Below are 16,687 nucleotides of genomic sequence, written 5' to 3' on the forward strand. Positions count from 1 at the left end.
CCTTACTCTTTAAATTCTTGTGCGTCGGTAGATACTTCTCTCACTGCTAGCGAAAACGTTACCGCAGTTGGTGTAGGTGCTAAACCAGGTAATTGTGTTTTAGAAAAACCAAACAGTGTTAAAGCTTGCCAAGGCGAGTGGTTGCCTTTAATGACAAAGCCGTCTTTGTCGTACCAATTAAATTGATATTGTAAATACTGCGATTTTTTATATTGGCTGCTGAGCGTGACTACCACATCGGTGAGCTGGTTAGTTTGGCGCGTTTTAACATCGGTAATAGCAAGTTTTTCACCAAGAGCAGGATTATCAACATGTAACTGCTCGTTAAATGTATTTTTGCTTTGCTCAACCGATATCCCTGATGTAACAGGTTGTGTTGCACATGCACTTAGCATTATTGCAGCCACAAATGGCAAAGTATATTTCATGATGACTCCTAGAGTTGAACCACATGGTAGTTAAAGTAGTTATTAATAGAGGTTAGGTAAATTAAGGTTAACCCTTGCTTACTAACGGTAAAATTAATAGGCGTGTTGTTGCCTACTAACAGTGTATGCGAGCCAGTACTTAAGCTTTTACGCGCCACACTTATTTGGTTTGGTAATGTGAGCCAGCTGCGAGTATCAGCTTGCTCCGACGCTAAATTGTAAATATTGGCGATTATATTGCCTACATCCCCTGTACTGCGCGCTAGTTCGGCGCGTACTTTTTCTTTAGCAACTAAACGTAAAACTTGCCTAGATACACGAGCGGGAATTTGTTGCTCTAAGGTTTTTGCTGCTAATGCTTCTATGTGAACTAAAGGATTGAGCGCTAAACTTTGCGAATCTATATTTATGTTATTAAAACTTGAAACATAGGCATTATCTTTATAAACCGGCATGGCTAAGCTATAAAAACGAGCATCCCCACCTGATGTGTAAATAGGGAGTCGCAATTTAAATTCATCTTGCTTAGGTACTAAGCCCTGTTCAAATAAAACCACAACCTCGCCATGTTGTGCTGCTAAAGGTTTTACATCGCTAAAGCGGCGCTTAAATTCGTTTAGGTCTTGGGTAAAACCCTGTTTTTTAGCTAAACGCATTACATCTTGTTGTAAATATATATTATTAGGCTGAATCTCTAATGCTTTTTTATAATCTATGTATGCATCATCATATTGTTTATCACCTTGGTACAATAAGGCTGATAAATAAAACGTAAATGCATTTTGAAAACCATTTTTAATATCACGTGTTACGTTACTCATACTAGGGTAGTGCTGCTGAGCCTGCGCCACTGTATCACTTATTTCTGTTTGGTTATCGGCAAGGGCGTCTACCTGCACTTTATTTGCACGGCGTATCTCTACAAGCGCGCCTTCTAAATCATTTTTATATACATAATTAAGCGCTTTATAACTGTGTAACATGCTCATTTCGTAAGCTGGTGGTACATAGGTAATCGCTGAGTCGTTAGTAAAAAGGGCGTTACTTTGCTCAAGTCCGGCGCTTAGTTGTATTTTTGCCGCTTCACGTTTTGTTTGAACCTTGCTGTATACGTTTTCAAATTGTTGTTGTGAAAGACTTTGCTCGTTAGCAAGGTCTTTTAAACGTGCTTGCTCTAATTGGTTAAGTAAATAACTACTGTGTAATGTGCTGTTGTTTGCAATAAGTGACTGTGCCTGATCTATATTGTTATTTTTAATTGCGTTTCTTACAGGCGTCATTTGGCTTGCATAGTCGTTAAATAGGTCGTTAAAGCCTATGGTGCTACATCCACTTAATATAAAACAAATGCTTAAAATTATACTTTGGCGCACTGAGCACTCCTATATAGTTAGGTTTTAAAGATTAACATACTCTGGTTTTTGATTAGCGTGAAATAGTGTAAAAAAACGTAGCCTAAACTTTGCTTTACTTAACATAATTAAGGTAGGCAAATCATTATGAACTGCTTGTGAATTTAGCTTGAGTCAAATTAGACATGTATTAATTACGTTTAATAGTTATAACAGCTAAATTAAAAATATAGTTAAAACAATGGCATTGCTTTACACACTAAGCGCACACCTGTTTAAATGGCACTCAGTAACCTGAGAATTCTAAAATAAGCCTTTAAGGAGTATTTGGGTTAAATACATACTTAATAAATAACAAACCTACTAGGTTTAACTTTACGCTTAGGAGCCACCTTGAAAGCCACTTTATACACAGTTATTGCTTTAATTGCGTTTGCCGCAAACTCATTACTTTGCAGAATGGCATTAGCGCAAGGGCATATAGATGCATGGAACTTTACTGTTATTCGTTTATTAAGTGGTGCGGCTTGCTTGGGCTTAATTATGTTTTTTTACACCTACAAACTAAAACGCCAAGGAGCATTTGATACTGCTATTTTAAACGATACTGGCAGCTGGCGAAGTAGTATTAGCTTATTAATTTATGCTCTATGTTTTTCGATAGCCTACGTAGAGCTCGATACAGGAACTGGCGCGCTTATTTTATTCTCGGCAGTGCAGTTGACCATGATAGGCTGGGGAATTTATAAAAAAGAGCGCTTAAGCCGCGTGCAATGGGTCGCCTTTTTTGCTGCGTTAGCTGGTTTTGTGTATTTAATGCTGCCTTCAGCGGCTGTGCCTTCACTTTTTGGTGCTTCGCTTATGGCCTTAAGTGGAATAGCGTGGGGTATTTATAGCATTCGCGGTAAAGTGTGCGTTTCACCGCTTCGTACTACGGGGTTTAACTTTATACGCAGTTTGGTGGCAATTCCTATTTTATTATTAGTGGGTATGGCCTATATAAAAACAGTGAGCTTAGAAGGTGTTTTATTGGCAAGTGCCTCTGGGGCTATTGCCTCCGGCATAGGTTACAGTATTTGGTATGTGGCTATGCCACTACTTAAAAGTACGCAAGCTGCTGTTGTGCAATTATGTGTGCCGGTACTTGCCGCAGTAGCCGGTGTGCTGTTTTTATCGGAGCAATTAATAATTGAATTTGTGATAGCAAGCTCAGTTATATTAGGCTCTGTATGTGTGTTTATATTAAATAAAAAGTAACGTAAAAGCCCGTTTTAAGGCGGGCTTACATTAGTTACAAAACGCTTATAGAGTGCGGGTAAATTTTTTAAAATAGCCGACTTACCCAGTAAATCACTCTCATTTATGCATTCAAAAAGAACCTCTTCGGTTAGTGCTTCAGCTAATAACTTTGATTGCTGTATGTGACTTATATGCCAAAGCTCTGGGGCAACACCGCCTAAATCGTGCTTGTAAGGGCGGTAAAAACCAAATTTAGCTAAGTGTGTATCAAGCCATTTGCTAAGCGCTGCAAACGGCCCACCCGGTAAATACTCTGAAGGCGTTAGCTGTAGTTGGTAATCATCACTTACGGCTGCTTTATCAAATATATCGAGATCAGTGCCTAAATGATGCCTACTTGCACCTGGTAGCGCAGAGTAGAGCATAATAGCAGTGCATTTATCTATATCGGTTAAGGCGCTTAAATCAAGCTGTTGTTGCTGCTTGTTTAAAACAGGGCGACGACCCGAAAATTTATTGTTCCAAATCATGGCTTGGCGATTAAAGTCTCTGAAGCTCGAGGCAATGGTCAGCTCAAATCCAGCTGTTTTAGCGGCATTTTGTAGCGCTAAAAAATCGTCGATAATTTTACTGTGTAAACGATGATTTTGAATAGCACTTAAATGTGTATCACTTTTACCTGTAATACACAGTGCTAATGAGTGATTTGTTGGCGCCATTAGGTTAACAGTTGCTCTAGTATTTGCTCATAAATATCAGCAAGGGCAATTAAATCGTCGGTGCTTACGCATTCATCTACTTTATGAATAGTGGCATTACGCGGGCCAAGTTCGATAACCTTAGCACCTGTTTGAGCAATAAAGCGCCCATCAGAAGTACCGCCCGTGGTTTCTAAGTTAGTCGTAATCCCGGTGACAGATTTAATCGCGTTTACGGTAGCATCAACAAGTGGCCCGTGTTCGGTAATAAAGGGTAAACCATTCACTATCCAACTTAACTCATAGTTTAAATTGTGTTTTTGCAAAATAGTATTAACACGTTCTTGCAATTGCTCATGTGTAACTTCGGTACTAAATCTAAAGTTAAATTGCACATCAAGCTCACCAGGAATGACATTCCCCGCGCCTGTGCCGCCATTAATGTTTGATACCTGAAAGCTAGTTGCAGGGAAAAACGCATTGCCGTTATCCCACACTGTTTGGCTAAGTTCAGTTATTGCAGGGGAGGCTATATGTATAGGGTTTTGTGCTAAATGTGGGTAAGCTACATGGCCTTGTACGCCTTTTACCTTTAAAAAACCAGTAAGCGAGCCACGGCGGCCATTTTTTACAACATCGCCTAGTACATCACGTGATGAAGGTTCACCTACCAGGCACATGTCAATTTTTTCACCGCGTGCTTCTAGTGTGTCTATAACGCGAGTTGTACCATTAATAAATGGGCCTTCCTCGTCTGAGGTAATCAAAAAAGAGATAGAGCCTTTATGGTTCGGGTTTTTAGTTACAAACCGCTCAGTTGCAACAAGCATTGCAGCTAAAGAGCCTTTCATATCGGCTGCGCCACGGCCATGGAGTAAGCCATCTGAAATTAAGCCAGAAAAAGGCGGGTGCTGCCAGTTTTTCTCAGGCCCAGTAGGCACTACATCGGTATGCCCTGCAAAACAAAAGTGCGGAGATTGTGTGCCTTTACGTGCCCATGTATTAAGCGTATCGGTAAAAAAAAGTGACTCAATATTAAAGCCAACTGCTTTTAAACGCTCGTTCATCATTTGTTGGCAACCCGCATCTTCTGGGGTTACCGATTCGCGTTGAATAAGCGCTTGTGCGAGTGCAATTACATCATTTGTCATTATTTAAAAATCTCATCGTATTGCGCGGCTATAAATCCTAAGTGGTAGCTGTTGTTATTTACGAGCACAGGGCGTTTTATCATTGCTGGCTGCTCAACAAGAAGCTCAATTGCTGACACTTTAGTAAGGCTTTGCTTTTGTTCATCACTAAGTGCGCGATACGTTGTACCTCGTTTATTAACCAGTTGTTCCCAATCAAGCTGCTTGGCAAACTCACTGACCATTTTTTCATTTACACCGTCTTTTCGGTAATCATGAAAGGTATAGTCTATGTTGTTATCGGCTAAGTATTTTTTAGCTTTTTTAATTGTGTCGCAATTGCTAATGCCGTAAAGAGTGATCATAAATTCAATTCTTCTTAATAATTGATAATAAAGGGTCTACACCCGCGTTAACATGCGAGTGTGAATAATAAAAGCTACCTAAGTTATGGCCATTTAATAAAACTAAGCTACCAATTAGAGGTGCATCTAGCTCACGTAAATCAAAATAGGCTAAGCGTTGCCCTTTTGTAATTTTACTGCCATTTAACTGTGCAATATGTGTGTGTGTAATGTGTTGCTCTGGAGTAATTGATAAATTTATCAATACTTTTAGACCATTATTGGCTTGCAGAATAAACTCGCACCCTGCATTTTTTACTTGCACTAAGGTGCCATCAAAGGGGGCTAAAATTTTATGGTTACTTAGCGAAACCATAGCGGTAGGACCTAAAGTAGAGAACTTGAAAAAAGGCTCAGGATGTTGGTTTAAATCCATCACCTTGCCACTAAAAGGGCTGGTTATTTTTATTGCGGTGGCGGGAAGTTTGTTTTGCGCCAAATATTCAACAGCAGTGGCTTTCATTTATTGATCTACCACTAAGTTATAACCATCACTTTTAAGTGCACTGATGGCTTGCTGTGCAGTATGCTTTTTTACCAAAATGTAATCTGTATCGTAAGTCGAAATAGAAAAAATAGAAATATTAGCCTTGGCCAATACGCCTGAGATATTTGCCATAATCCCTGTTAAAGAAAATCCCAAAGGGCCTACTACTTCGAGTGCTTGCCAGTCAGGCTCGGTATCTAAACAATCTATATTAAAACTGCTAGGGCACACTATTGATAACTCATCATGTGTTTTAGAAATAAAAAATAATGGTAATTTTAATAGTTCGCCCGGAATGTCAGCATCTACCTCTAAACTATGAATAGATAAAAGTGTGCTGTGTAATTGTAATGTTTGTTTTGACATTAAAAGCCTGCGAACAGCATTGATAGTCAGTTAATAGTATAGATTATTGACATCGAATTAAAGGTGTAAAGGCGACTAAAATGAGGGTTATGAAGTTGCTTGCTATAAGAATTTAAAACTTACCCACAATTTCTGTGGATAACTATGGGAATTGGTAGGTATAAATAGCCTAACTAACTAATTATAAAGTAAATATTAGCTAGGCTATAAAAAGCACTAGTTTGCTTTATGCGTTTTCAAGCGCTTCAACTTGGGCAGCCTGAATGGCTGTTAGAGCAATAGTATACACAATGTCATCTACTAAAGCGCCGCGGCTTAAGTCGTTAACAGGTTTGCGCATTCCTTGTAGCATTGGGCCAATACTAATTAAGTCGGCACTTCGTTGCACAGCCTTGTAAGTGGTATTACCGGTATTAAGATCTGGGAATATAAATACCGTTGCCTTCCCTGCTACTGGGCTATTTGGTGCCTTTTTAAGTGCTACGTTTTCCATAATTGCCGCGTCGTATTGAAGCGGGCCATCAATAATTAGGTCAGGGCGTTTTTGTTGTGCAATTTGTGTCGCTTCACGTACTTTTTCAACATCGGCACCTGTACCTGACGTACCAGTGCTGTAGCTGATCATGGCAACACGTGGCTCAATACCAAATGCAGCAGCAGAGTCGGCAGATTGAATTGCAATATCAGCCAATTGTTCAGCATTAGGGTCTGGGTTTATTGCACAATCACCGTAAACAAGTACTTGGTCAGGTAAAAGCATAAAAAATACCGACGATACAAGTGATGAACCCGGCGCTGTTTTAATAAGCTGTAAAGGAGGGCGAATAGTATTGGCCGTGGTGTTAACCGCACCTGATACTAAACCATCAACTTTACCTTGCTCAAGCATCATGGTGCCAAGCACAACGTTATCTTGTAATTGCTCTTGCGCAACCACTTCTGTTAGGCCTTTGCTTTTACGAATTTCGACCATAGGGGCAACGTAATCGTTAATGACCGACTTAGGCTCAATAATGCTTACATGTTCGTTAAGCTCTATACCTTGCTGCTCGGCAATACGCATAATTTCTTCACGTTCGCCTAATAAAATAGTTTTTGCAATACCACGTTGGCCACAAATTGCAGCGGCTTTTATTGTACGTGGCTCGTTACCTTCAGGCAGTACAACGGTTTTAGCTGCTTTACGTGCTTTATCGGTAAGTAAATACCTAAACGCAGGCGGAGAGAGCTTACGTGTTTTACCCACACTTTTAGCAAGCGTATCTAACCAGTCTGAATCTATGTATTGCGCGTTATGATCTTTTACTTTTTCGATGCGTTGGTCATCGTCACTTGGCACTTCCATATTAAAGTTATGGAGCAATAACGAAGTGCGCCAAGTATCTGCATCAGTTGCAAGTATTGGTAAGCCAGTTTGCATTGCTTGCTCACACAGCGCCATTATACGCGGCTCTGGCTCAAAACCACCGGTAAGCAATATTGCACCAATTTTAGTACCATTCATGGCTGATAAACACGCCGCGACAAGTATGTCTGAGCGATCGCCTGGCGTTACTAATAAAGCACCCGGAGTAAAGTGGTTCAAAATGTTAGATACTGTACGAGCACAAAATGTAATACGGCGCAAACGACGATGTAGCATGTCGCCTTCGTTGATAATCGTTGCTTTTAAATACGCGCTTAAGTCTTTTACGCGCGGGGCAACTAGGTCAAAATCCCATGGTATTGCACCAAGTAGCATAAACGGATTTTTTCTAAAAATAGGTAAAGACGCTAAACGATTTAGTTCGTGATCCAGCTCTTCAGGTTTATACGAATCAACTAAATCTGCGCGGGCGCGGCCTTCTTCATCGAGAGGGGCGTTTACCTTATTAAATATACAACCTAATACACGTGCGTGGTCTATACCGCCATAGTAGCCAGCGGCTATTTCTAGACGATCTTCTATTTGCGTAATACTGTAATTACCTGGGGTAAGTACAAATACGATTTCTGCGCCTAACGTCTGTGCAATTTCTCTATTTACTCGTCCAGCATAAGGTTGACGACGCGTAGGTACCATGCCTTCAATAATGGCTACTTCGTCATCGTTTATTTTACTTTCAAAGCGTTCAACAATTTCTTCTAGTAAGTCATCGCCTTTGCCATCACCAATCATTTGCTCAGCGTAGTTTAAAGCAAATGGGGTAGGCGGGGTGATAGATGAGCCTTGCATAACAATTTGCGTTGACTTTTCAGGGCCTGTTTCGCCTGTGCGAGGTTGCGCAATAGGTTTGAAAAAATTAACTTTAACTGTTTTTTGCTCAAGTGCGCGCACTAAACCAACCGAAACAGAGGTTAAACCAACACCGGTAGAGACCGGTATTAACATAATACGACGAGCCATAATTAAAGCTCCTTTACAATGTTTGCAGCATCAAGAGCAATAACCCACTCTTCATTGGTTGGCATAACAACGGCTTTAGTTGCTGCAGTCGCAGAACTAATAACGCCTTCATTGCCAAAGCGTGCGTCTAGGTTGGCTTGCTTGTCGCAATCTAACCCTAAAAATGCCAGCTGAGTAATTACTTTTTCGCGGATAATATCTGAGTTTTCACCTATGCCGCCGGTAAAAATAAGTGCATCTAATGTTTGTAATGGCACCATGTATGCTGCAATTTGTTTTGCAAGGCGGTAGCAAAAAATATCAAGGGCTAGCGCTGCTTTTTCGTGACCTGCAACTGCGGCTTCTTCAATTGTTCTACAGTCGTTTGAAAGCTCGCTTATACCTAGCAAACCACTTTCTTTATTGAGTAGGTTATCGATTTGTTTTGCGTCGTAATTAAGCTGTGTTGTTAAAAAATTAAATAAGCCTGGGTCTATGTCGCCACTGCGAGTACCCATAACTAAACCTGCTAACGGCGTTAAGCCCATGCTGGTATCAACACTTTTGCCACCTTTAATCGCACACACCGAACAACCATTACCTAAATGCGCACTAATAAAGTTACTTTGCTCTACCTGTTTACCAATTAACTTAGCAGTTTGACCTGCCACATAATAATGGCTTGTACCGTGCATACCGTAACGACGAACGCCGTGCTCAGTGTACAGCTTATAAGGTAGGGCATATAGGTAAGCTACTTTGTCCATTGTTTGGTGGAACGCGGTATCAAACACGGCAACTTGTGGTAAACCTGCAAAAGAAGCTTGCGCAGATGAAATACCGAGTAAATTTGCATGGCCGTGGAGTGGGGCAAGGCTTGAAGCATCTGAAATGCCTGCAATCACTTTATCATCGACTAATGCCGATTTTGTAAAGTGCTCGCCACCATGAACAACGCGGTGGCCTACAGCAATTAAGTGCTCATCTAAGTTATGATCTTTTATTAAGCCCACTAGCGTATTAATGGCTTCTGCATGTGCTTGATTAGCGCTTAGGTCAATAATTGTTTTATTGCCTTGGTACTTATATTTAATTGATGGAGTGTCTGAGCCAAGTCGCTCAGCTAAGCCAGAAATGATTTCATGACCGTTATTAGCGTCAATAATGGCAAATTTTAAACTTGAACTACCACAATTTAATACTAAAACGTGTTGTGACTTAGAAGGCGTAGTTGGCATAGATACAGTTTCCATAAACAATAAATTTAGTAAGTGTATGTTAAGGTATTAACAATACACTTTAGGTGCAATTAACGTGTAACTTGGCGCTCATTAAATTTGTTTAGTAAGCGACTAAAGTCTAGTTGTAAAGCAGGCTATTTTACCCCAGTTAATAAATTTAGTTTAGTGTTTAGTCGCTTATATATACAAAAATAATAACTTTTACCGGTAAAGTGTTAAGCCATAATTATGTGTTACACTTATCAATAGTGGCACGCTTAGCGCTACTGTGTTTATAAAGTTTAGATGTGAGGAGTCATGATGCAAAAAAGTGTGATGTCACAATTACAAACGGGTAGGTTATACGCAAAAAAATGGCCTATGCGTAAAGAGTTAGCGCCGCTGTTTAATGAGTTTAAAGTCATTAAAGCAACTGAGCTGGCAATTACTGTAATGCCTATTTTGGCAATGCTTACTCTTTTTTTTCAGCTTAACTATTTAGGCCCTGACTTTTTACCGCAAGCGATTGCCAGCGCTTTGTTTTTTTTATCCCTCCCGCTACAAGGCTTATTTTGGTTAGGTAAACGCGCCCAAACTGAGCTAGAGCCAAACATGCAAAAATGGTACAACGATTTGTATACCAAAATGGTCGCAAATGGCTACCAAGCACAGTTAAGTGAAAACAAGCCCCGTTATATGGAGCTTGCTAGTTTATTAAAAGATATGTTTGATAAAATGGATAAAGCGTTTACTAAAGAGCAATTTTAGTAAACTGAGTTATATAAAATGATAAGGTGACATTATGCTCACCTTTTTCTTCGAGTGCTGCCCAGTGCTCGGGTCTGAACTTCCACGCAAATGGCGTCATCATTATTAAATTTTTAATGTCTGAAAAGTTAAGCGTTACATGCTCTGTAATGAGCGTTTGCGCTGCTTTTTCAAAACCATTGGGTGTATCAATTTCGGTGTGCTTTGCTACATCAGCGTAAATATATTCTTTTAGCTCTTTGAGATGCCAAGGCCCTGGGCTTGCGACAATTAATGTGGCCCCTGGCGCTGCTAAACGAGCCAATTCTTGATCGAACAGCGGAGCAAACACACTCAGTAGGGCGTCTGCTGCTTTCTGTTTAAAAGGCGCTGTACTAATAGAAGCAACGCTAAAATGGCAATTGGGGTAGCGTTTTGCAGCGTATTTAACTGCTGATTTAGATATATCTACACCATAAACTGCGGCTTGCGTGTTCGCTGCAACAGCGTGTGTATAAAAGCCTTCGCCACAGCCTAGGTCTATGAGCAAATTAGGATTAAGCTCGCTAATAATATTACTTAATGCGCGTTGTAAAAAGCCATAAAATCCACGTTCTAAAAATGCACGCCGTGCTTGCACCATTTCTAACGAGTCGCCAGGCTGCTTGGAGTTTTTTTGTTGTACAGGTAATAGGTTTACATAGCCTTCTTTAGCAAAATCAAAACTGTGATTATTGCTGCAGCGAAGTGTTGCCCCATGCTTTGCAAGTGAGGTGTTACATAGTGGGCATTGGTATTGCAGACTCATTGGCCTAGGTAGTCCTTATCGTAAAATGTTTTGACCCAGTGCGGTCGATAAGTAATCATAATGGTTATGGCCATACCGTTGAGCATTGCCTCAGGAAACCAAATGATTGCACTTAAATATACGTAGTTATCTGCTAATTCTTGCCAATTGTACTGCCCTATCGCTAAGTAAAATAAAGCGCCTAAGCTTATTTTTATACACGCAATAAAACCGGCGGTTATAAACGCGCAAACAAATATGTATACAAAAAAGTGACGAGGTAAATACTGATAGCTCAGTATAAAGCTAAGGTAGCTTAATACTGTAGGAATAAATGCACCAATTAACAGCTGCAGAGGAAGTAACTCGAGATCTATTTGGCCAAAAGAGAATAATAATCCAGATGCGAGTAAGCTGCATAAAATAGTTAACCGCCAACCTAAAATTAAAGTAGCTGCGGTTACGCCTAAAATGTGTAAATCAAGCCCAGTTAAAATACCGGCTTTAATTTGCCAAAGAACAGCAAAAACGAGCGCACACGCCAGCACACCCGTTTGGCGTGCAGGCGTAGTATAAAGTGCTTTGTAGGTGTTTTTATCAAAACTTATAAAGGTAATGATTAAAACAAGGGCCCAAAGTAGCCCTTGTGTAATGTCAGTAAACATTAAAGCTATTTAAAAGTAGACCAAATAGGTGCATGATCCGACGGCTTTTCAATTCCGCGCAGTTCATAATCTATCCCTGTATCTACACAACGAGCAGCAAGGTCGTGCGTAGCAAGTACTACGTCAATACGTAAGCCTCTATTATCAACAAACCCTTTAGAGCGGTAATCAAACCAAGAGTATTGATCGTTTGTTTCGGGGTTTTGCTCTCTAAAAGTATCTTTAAAGCCCCAATTTAATAATGTTGCTAACCACTCACGCTCTTCTGGTTGGAAAGAGCATTTACCTGTTTTTAACCAGCGCTTAGCGTTTACATCACCGATGCCAATATCTAGGTCGGTAGGGGAGATGTTTATGTCGCCCATTACAATTACGTCTTGATCTGGAGTGTGGTTAGTTTCAAGGTGGGTCATTAAGTCTTTGTAAAACTGGCGTTTATAAGGAAACTTTGTTTCATGGTTAATGTTGTCACCTTGAGGGAAATAACCATTCATTACAGTTAAGTCACGGCCGTTATCTTGCTCTACGGTCACACTTATCATGCGCTTTTGAGACTCTTCGGTATCTGTTGCAAACCCTTTTAAGACCGATTTTGGCTCTTTTTTGCATAACATTGCCACACCATAGTGAGCTTTTTGGCCATGAAAATAAACGTGATACCCCATCTTCTCAACGTCTTCTAGCGGGAATGCTTCATCATGAACTTTAATTTCTTGCAGCCCAATTACGTCTGGCTGATGTTTATCTATAATTGCTTGTAACTGATGTAAGCGTGCGCGCAGACCATTGATATTGAAAGAAATAACCTTCATAAAATTTACCTTTAATTAGACTCTGTTTTTATAACTAAATTGTATCAGTAATTTAGACTACATAACATGATCGAAATGAGAAAATAGCTGCGCAAATGTTGATCAAATGGTGGCTAAAGTTTAAACATTGTAAATGCTTTATTAATTATTTAAATAAATAAAAAATTCAATTGATCTCCTTATTATTGAATATATAATGCGCAAAAATTACTTGTTTAGTCGTTCAAATAGGATCTCTCTCATGAAAACACAATTACTTTTAGCTACTGCATTATTAGCGTCTGCATCTGTATCTGCACAAAGCAACACTTACTTCAGCCAAGATAACAAACTTGAGTCTAAGTTATGTGTTTTAAGTGCGAATGAAGGTTTTACTGCGGCTCGTAAAGAAGCTGCACAACACGGTGTTTACTTATCGCGTTTTTCAAAAAGTGTATTATGTAATGGCCAAGACATTCGTGACATTGCTAAAAAAGCAACGTCTAGCCAAGTAAAAGAATCAAAGGTTGAAGTATTCGCTAAAGATGCTCACCAAGAAACACAGTTATGTATGACTGCACTTAAAAAAGGTTTAGCGCCAGTACGTCAAAAAATTGGTAATTTAAACTCTTTAAAGTGTAATGGTCAAAACGTAACTGAGTTTGTAAAGCGTTACCAAAACGCTGCCATTTAATTTTTAAGCTTTAAATTAGCTTTATAGAAAATGCCCGGTTTATACCGGGTATTTTTTTGCAAAAATTACAAGGTAAGCTGCAATCATTGCAAAGCTAAGTAATTGATAACTGTATATAAAACATCCTTTTAAAGGCTAAGTGGCTGTTTTTTGGTAAGTTATATGTTCTGGCATCAGACTTGTATTAGTTAAAGTGACATTTACTAACTACAAGGATACGTCTTATGAAAAAGTTAACACTCGCAACAACTATTTTAGCATCTTTGAGCTTAGCGGCTTGTGCCTCAAACCAAGGCTTAGAAAAAATCGATAGCGATTTTGCAAGTTTAGATAACGACAGTGATGGTTATATTTCAAAAGTAGAAGCAGATGACGACAGCATCTGGGGCCACTTTTCAAATATTGATACCAATATGGATAACGAGATCAGTCGTAAAGAATTTAACGCTTACATGCAATTAAATACCGGTAAGGTAGCCACTGACAGTGAAGTTAGTGAATCAGCATTTAAAGCTAAGATAGCAAAGTTTGATAAAATCGAAAATGATTTTAAGAGCTTAGATAATGACAAAAATGGTTACATTTCAGTAGAAGAAGCTGACGATGATGACATTTCAAACCATTTTGGTTACATGGATGGAAATAACGATAAACGCATCAGCAAAGGTGAGTTTAAAGGTTATATTAAAAAATACGGTAAAGCCGTAGCTGAAGATGATGCTCTTAAGGTATTAAGACACAGCTAATATTACCTAAATGAGTTAATAAAAACAGCCAGCATTAATTGCTGGCTTTTTTGTGCATTTAATTTAGATAAAAGGCAGATATATTTTCCACCTTTTATGATGTTCTGTCATAATAGATGGCTGTGTATTTTAAAGGGCTGAGCAAAATTATGGCAGGTCGTCGAATTAGTGACGAGCAATTAATTGAGATCATTGAAGCGGCTATATTTGTCGCAGACAAACCAGTTAGTAAGCGCCATTTAAAAGACACAGTACTTGCTGATTTAGCACTATCAATGGCAAGAATTAACGCAGCAATTGAAGCTATAGAAAGCCATTTTCAGACACGAGGTATACGCCTTGTAGAAGTTGGCAGCGGTTATCGGTTTCAGGCTTGTAGTAGCTTAAGCCCTTGGCTGAGCAATTTATGGCAAGAACGAGCGCCTAAGTATTCGCGCGCGCTTTTAGAAACTTTGTCGTTAATAGCCTACAGGCAACCAATAACACGTGGTGAAATAGAGCAAGTAAGAGGCGTTACTACCGGCTCAGCAATTATAAAAACCCTTCTCGAGCGAGAGTGGGTAAAAGTGGTAGGGCATAAAGAAGTACCCGGTAAACCGGCACTTTATGCTACTACAAAATTATTTTTAGATTATTTTTCGTTAACGGGTTTAGAACAGCTTCCTGCATTGCCAGAGCAACAGCAAAGTAAGATAAACCAGTTATTAAGTGATCCTTCTGTGAGAGAACCATCCGAATGAGTATTCAAGGTGAAAAGTTACAAAAAGTCCTAGCCCGCGCAGGTGTAGGCTCGCGTCGCGAAATGGAAAAGTATATTGATGCTAACCGCGTTAGTGTTAACGGTAAAGTTGCCAAGTTAGGTGACCGTGTTGAAGAAACCGATTTAATTCGTGTTGATGGCCACACTGTAAAAATTGAAGAAAAAGCAGACCGTATTTGTCGCGTTATTATGTATAACAAACCAGAAGGTGAGTTAAGTACACGTAAAGACCCAGAAGGGCGCCGTACTGTTTTTGACCGCCTACCACGCATTGATGGCGAGCGCTGGATTGCGGTTGGCCGATTAGATATAAATACCGCAGGTTTAATGTTATTTACTAACGATGGTGAAATGGCTAATCGTTTAATGCACCCAAGCTACGAAGTTGAACGTGAATATTCAGCGCGTGTATTTGGTGAAGTAACTAACGAAACAATTAAAAATTTAACACGTGGTGTAGAGCTTGAAGATGGACCCGCTAAATTCTTAAATATTAAACCGTTAGGCGGTGAAGGAATTAACCGTTGGTACAATGTTACGCTAAACGAAGGACGTAACCGCGAAGTTCGTCGATTATGGCAATCGCAAGATGTTGAAGTGTCACGCCTTATTCGTATTCGTTACGGTAAATTAGAGCTTGATAAACGCCTACCACAAGGTGGTTGGGCTGAACTTGATTTAGAAACGGTAAACTATTTACGTAAAACCGTGAAGTTAGGGCGCGAAACTCAAACTAAGCTATCGGTAATGCCAGAAAAGCGTAAAGATAAACGCGCTAAAATAAACCAAATTCGTAAAGCGGTTAAAAAGCATAACCAACGCGTTAAGCAAACAAAGCGTAAATAGCTTTTACGATTAGTAATTAAAAAGCCGCAATTTATTGCGGCTTTTTAATAAGAAAATAAAATTTTACTTTTTAGTTTGTGCGTCGAGTGATTCGCCATTTACCTGGGTTGAATCGTCGCTCATAAGGTATAAATAGGTTGGCATTAAATCTTCAGGGCTGGCTAGTTTATCGCGATCCTCTCCTGGGTATGCAGAAGCTCGCATAGAAGTGCGGGTCGCACCTGGATTAATACAATTTACACGGATATTTGTTTTTCCTACCTCGCATGCCCATGTTTGCATCATGCCTTCTACTGCAAACTTAGATATAGCGTAAGGTCCCCAAAATTCACGGCCTTTGCGGCCAACACCAGATGATGTAAATACAATAGAGGCGTTGTCTGACTTACGTAGCACTGGAAATAGCGCTTTGGTGATCATAGCTTGCGCTGTCACATTTACTTTCATGATATTCTCAAAAGTAGATGAACAAAAATGCTCAAGTGGCCCCAGTGAACCCAATATACCTGCGTTATTTAACAAGCCATCTAATTTACCAAATTGGCTTTCGATTGTTGCGGCAAGGTCACGGTAGTTTTGTTTAGTCGCACCTTTTAAATCCATTGGTACGATTGCAGGCTGAGGGTAGCCAGCATTAACAATCTCATCGTAAACGCATTCGAGTTTATTTGTTGTTTTTCCTAATAAAATAACCGTAGCACCATGCTTTGCATAGGTAATTGCTGCTACACGACCAATGCCGTCTCCGGCACCAGTAATTAATATCACTTTATTTTGAAGCGCATTTTGAGCTGCTTGATAAGTTTGCATATAAATACCAATTGATAATTTTTTTTGATTTTAACATAGCAAATCGTCAAGTAATCGAATTTATTGAAAATTTAGGTGGCGGAATTATAAACTTTACGTTAAGTTTAACTGGTCTAATGTCTCATTAATAAACTGATTACATTGTTTTAACT

General features: G+C 39.6%; 19 protein-coding genes. 6 read left to right on the plus strand and 13 right to left on the minus strand.

Annotated elements, in window-relative coordinates; genetic code table 11:
• Positions 1–2: 2 nt before the first annotated feature.
• Both PESP_RS07330 and PESP_RS07335 read right to left on the minus strand, forming a co-directional pair.
• On the minus strand, positions 3–428 hold the full coding sequence (locus PESP_RS07330; RefSeq protein WP_089347436.1) for a YcfL family putative periplasmic lipoprotein: 426 nt from the start codon (positions 426–428) through the stop codon (positions 3–5).
• An 8-nt stretch (positions 429–436) separates the two neighbouring features.
• Positions 437–1,801 (minus strand): COG3014 family protein, encoded by a 1,365-nt coding sequence (locus tag PESP_RS07335; protein WP_089347437.1) that lies wholly within the window; start codon positions 1,799–1,801, stop codon positions 437–439.
• Between the two features lie 372 nt (positions 1,802–2,173).
• On the opposite strand from PESP_RS07335, the gene PESP_RS07340 reads away from it, so the two are divergent.
• Entirely contained in the window at positions 2,174–3,037 is an 864-nt protein-coding gene (locus tag PESP_RS07340) for a DMT family transporter (RefSeq protein ID WP_089347438.1), read from the plus strand.
• Positions 3,038–3,051: 14 nt separating this feature from the next.
• On the opposite strand, the gene PESP_RS07345 is transcribed toward PESP_RS07340, so the two are convergent.
• From PESP_RS07345 to PESP_RS07375, 7 genes are all read right to left on the minus strand, one after another.
• Complete coding sequence (locus PESP_RS07345) at positions 3,052–3,738, minus strand: M15 family metallopeptidase (protein ID WP_089347439.1); 687 nt, start codon at positions 3,736–3,738, stop codon at positions 3,052–3,054.
• The gene (gene dapE, locus PESP_RS07350) at positions 3,738–4,868 is read right to left on the minus strand and encodes a succinyl-diaminopimelate desuccinylase (RefSeq protein WP_089347440.1); all 1,131 of its coding nucleotides are present in this window, start codon (positions 4,866–4,868) and stop codon (positions 3,738–3,740) included. The genes PESP_RS07345 and dapE overlap by 1 nt, the downstream gene beginning before the upstream one ends.
• Positions 4,868–5,212: an ArsC family reductase gene (locus tag PESP_RS07355; protein WP_089347441.1), complete on the minus strand. Its 345-nt coding sequence runs from the start codon at positions 5,210–5,212 to the stop codon at positions 4,868–4,870. The genes dapE and PESP_RS07355 overlap by 1 nt, the downstream gene beginning before the upstream one ends.
• Before the next feature lie 4 nt (positions 5,213–5,216).
• Positions 5,217–5,714 carry a PTS glucose transporter subunit IIA gene (locus PESP_RS07360; protein WP_089347442.1) on the minus strand — a complete coding sequence of 166 codons (498 nt, stop codon included), beginning with the start codon at positions 5,712–5,714 and terminating at the stop codon, positions 5,217–5,219.
• Positions 5,715–6,104, minus strand: coding sequence for an ACT domain-containing protein (locus PESP_RS07365; RefSeq protein ID WP_089347443.1), 390 nt, complete (start codon positions 6,102–6,104; stop codon positions 5,715–5,717).
• A 226-nt stretch (positions 6,105–6,330) separates the two neighbouring features.
• Positions 6,331–8,490 carry a phosphate acetyltransferase gene (gene pta / locus PESP_RS07370; RefSeq protein WP_089347444.1) on the minus strand — a complete coding sequence of 720 codons (2,160 nt, stop codon included), beginning with the start codon at positions 8,488–8,490 and terminating at the stop codon, positions 6,331–6,333.
• A 2-nt stretch (positions 8,491–8,492) separates the two neighbouring features.
• On the minus strand, positions 8,493–9,707 hold the full coding sequence (locus PESP_RS07375) for an acetate kinase (protein WP_089347445.1): 1,215 nt from the start codon (positions 9,705–9,707) through the stop codon (positions 8,493–8,495).
• A gap of 303 nt (positions 9,708–10,010) precedes the next feature.
• On the opposite strand from PESP_RS07375, the gene yfbV reads away from it, so the two are divergent.
• Positions 10,011–10,457: a terminus macrodomain insulation protein YfbV gene (gene yfbV, locus PESP_RS07380; protein ID WP_089347446.1), complete on the plus strand. Its 447-nt coding sequence runs from the start codon at positions 10,011–10,013 to the stop codon at positions 10,455–10,457.
• On the opposite strand, the gene PESP_RS07385 is transcribed toward yfbV, so the two are convergent.
• Genes PESP_RS07385 through xthA form a run of 3 tightly spaced genes read right to left on the minus strand, consistent with a single transcriptional unit; the run spans position 10,441 to position 12,700 of the window.
• Complete coding sequence (locus PESP_RS07385; RefSeq protein ID WP_089347447.1) at positions 10,441–11,244, minus strand: putative RNA methyltransferase; 804 nt, start codon at positions 11,242–11,244, stop codon at positions 10,441–10,443. The two genes, yfbV and PESP_RS07385, sit on opposite strands and share 17 nt — an antisense overlap.
• Positions 11,241–11,888, minus strand: coding sequence for an energy-coupling factor ABC transporter permease (locus PESP_RS07390; protein ID WP_089347448.1), 648 nt, complete (start codon positions 11,886–11,888; stop codon positions 11,241–11,243). Before PESP_RS07390 ends, PESP_RS07385 begins: the two co-directional genes overlap by 4 nt.
• 5 nt (positions 11,889–11,893) lie before the next feature.
• On the minus strand, positions 11,894–12,700 hold the full coding sequence (xthA, locus tag PESP_RS07395; protein WP_089347449.1) for an exodeoxyribonuclease III: 807 nt from the start codon (positions 12,698–12,700) through the stop codon (positions 11,894–11,896).
• Positions 12,701–12,941: 241 nt separating this feature from the next.
• On the opposite strand from xthA, the gene PESP_RS07400 reads away from it, so the two are divergent.
• The 4 genes from PESP_RS07400 (at position 12,942) to rluB (ending at position 15,725) form a co-directional block, all read left to right on the plus strand.
• A complete protein-coding gene (locus tag PESP_RS07400; RefSeq protein ID WP_089347450.1) occupies positions 12,942–13,373 on the plus strand; it encodes an exonuclease III in 432 nt (143 codons plus the stop codon).
• A gap of 224 nt (positions 13,374–13,597) precedes the next feature.
• Positions 13,598–14,119 carry an EF-hand domain-containing protein gene (locus tag PESP_RS07405; protein WP_089347451.1) on the plus strand — a complete coding sequence of 174 codons (522 nt, stop codon included), beginning with the start codon at positions 13,598–13,600 and terminating at the stop codon, positions 14,117–14,119.
• Between the two features lie 149 nt (positions 14,120–14,268).
• Positions 14,269–14,859: an SMC-Scp complex subunit ScpB gene (scpB, locus tag PESP_RS07410; protein WP_089347452.1), complete on the plus strand. Its 591-nt coding sequence runs from the start codon at positions 14,269–14,271 to the stop codon at positions 14,857–14,859.
• Positions 14,856–15,725 (plus strand): 23S rRNA pseudouridine(2605) synthase RluB, encoded by an 870-nt coding sequence (gene rluB, locus PESP_RS07415; protein WP_089347453.1) that lies wholly within the window; start codon positions 14,856–14,858, stop codon positions 15,723–15,725. The genes scpB and rluB overlap by 4 nt, the downstream gene beginning before the upstream one ends.
• A gap of 63 nt (positions 15,726–15,788) precedes the next feature.
• Here the strand turns inward: rluB and PESP_RS07420 are convergent, their stop codons facing one another.
• Positions 15,789–16,535, minus strand: coding sequence for a YciK family oxidoreductase (locus PESP_RS07420; RefSeq protein WP_089347454.1), 747 nt, complete (start codon positions 16,533–16,535; stop codon positions 15,789–15,791).
• Positions 16,536–16,687 lie beyond the last annotated feature (152 nt).

The sequence above is a fragment of the Pseudoalteromonas espejiana DSM 9414 genome, from assembly GCF_002221525.1.
In the GTDB taxonomy this organism is placed as follows: Bacteria; Pseudomonadota; Gammaproteobacteria; order Enterobacterales; family Alteromonadaceae; genus Pseudoalteromonas; species Pseudoalteromonas espejiana.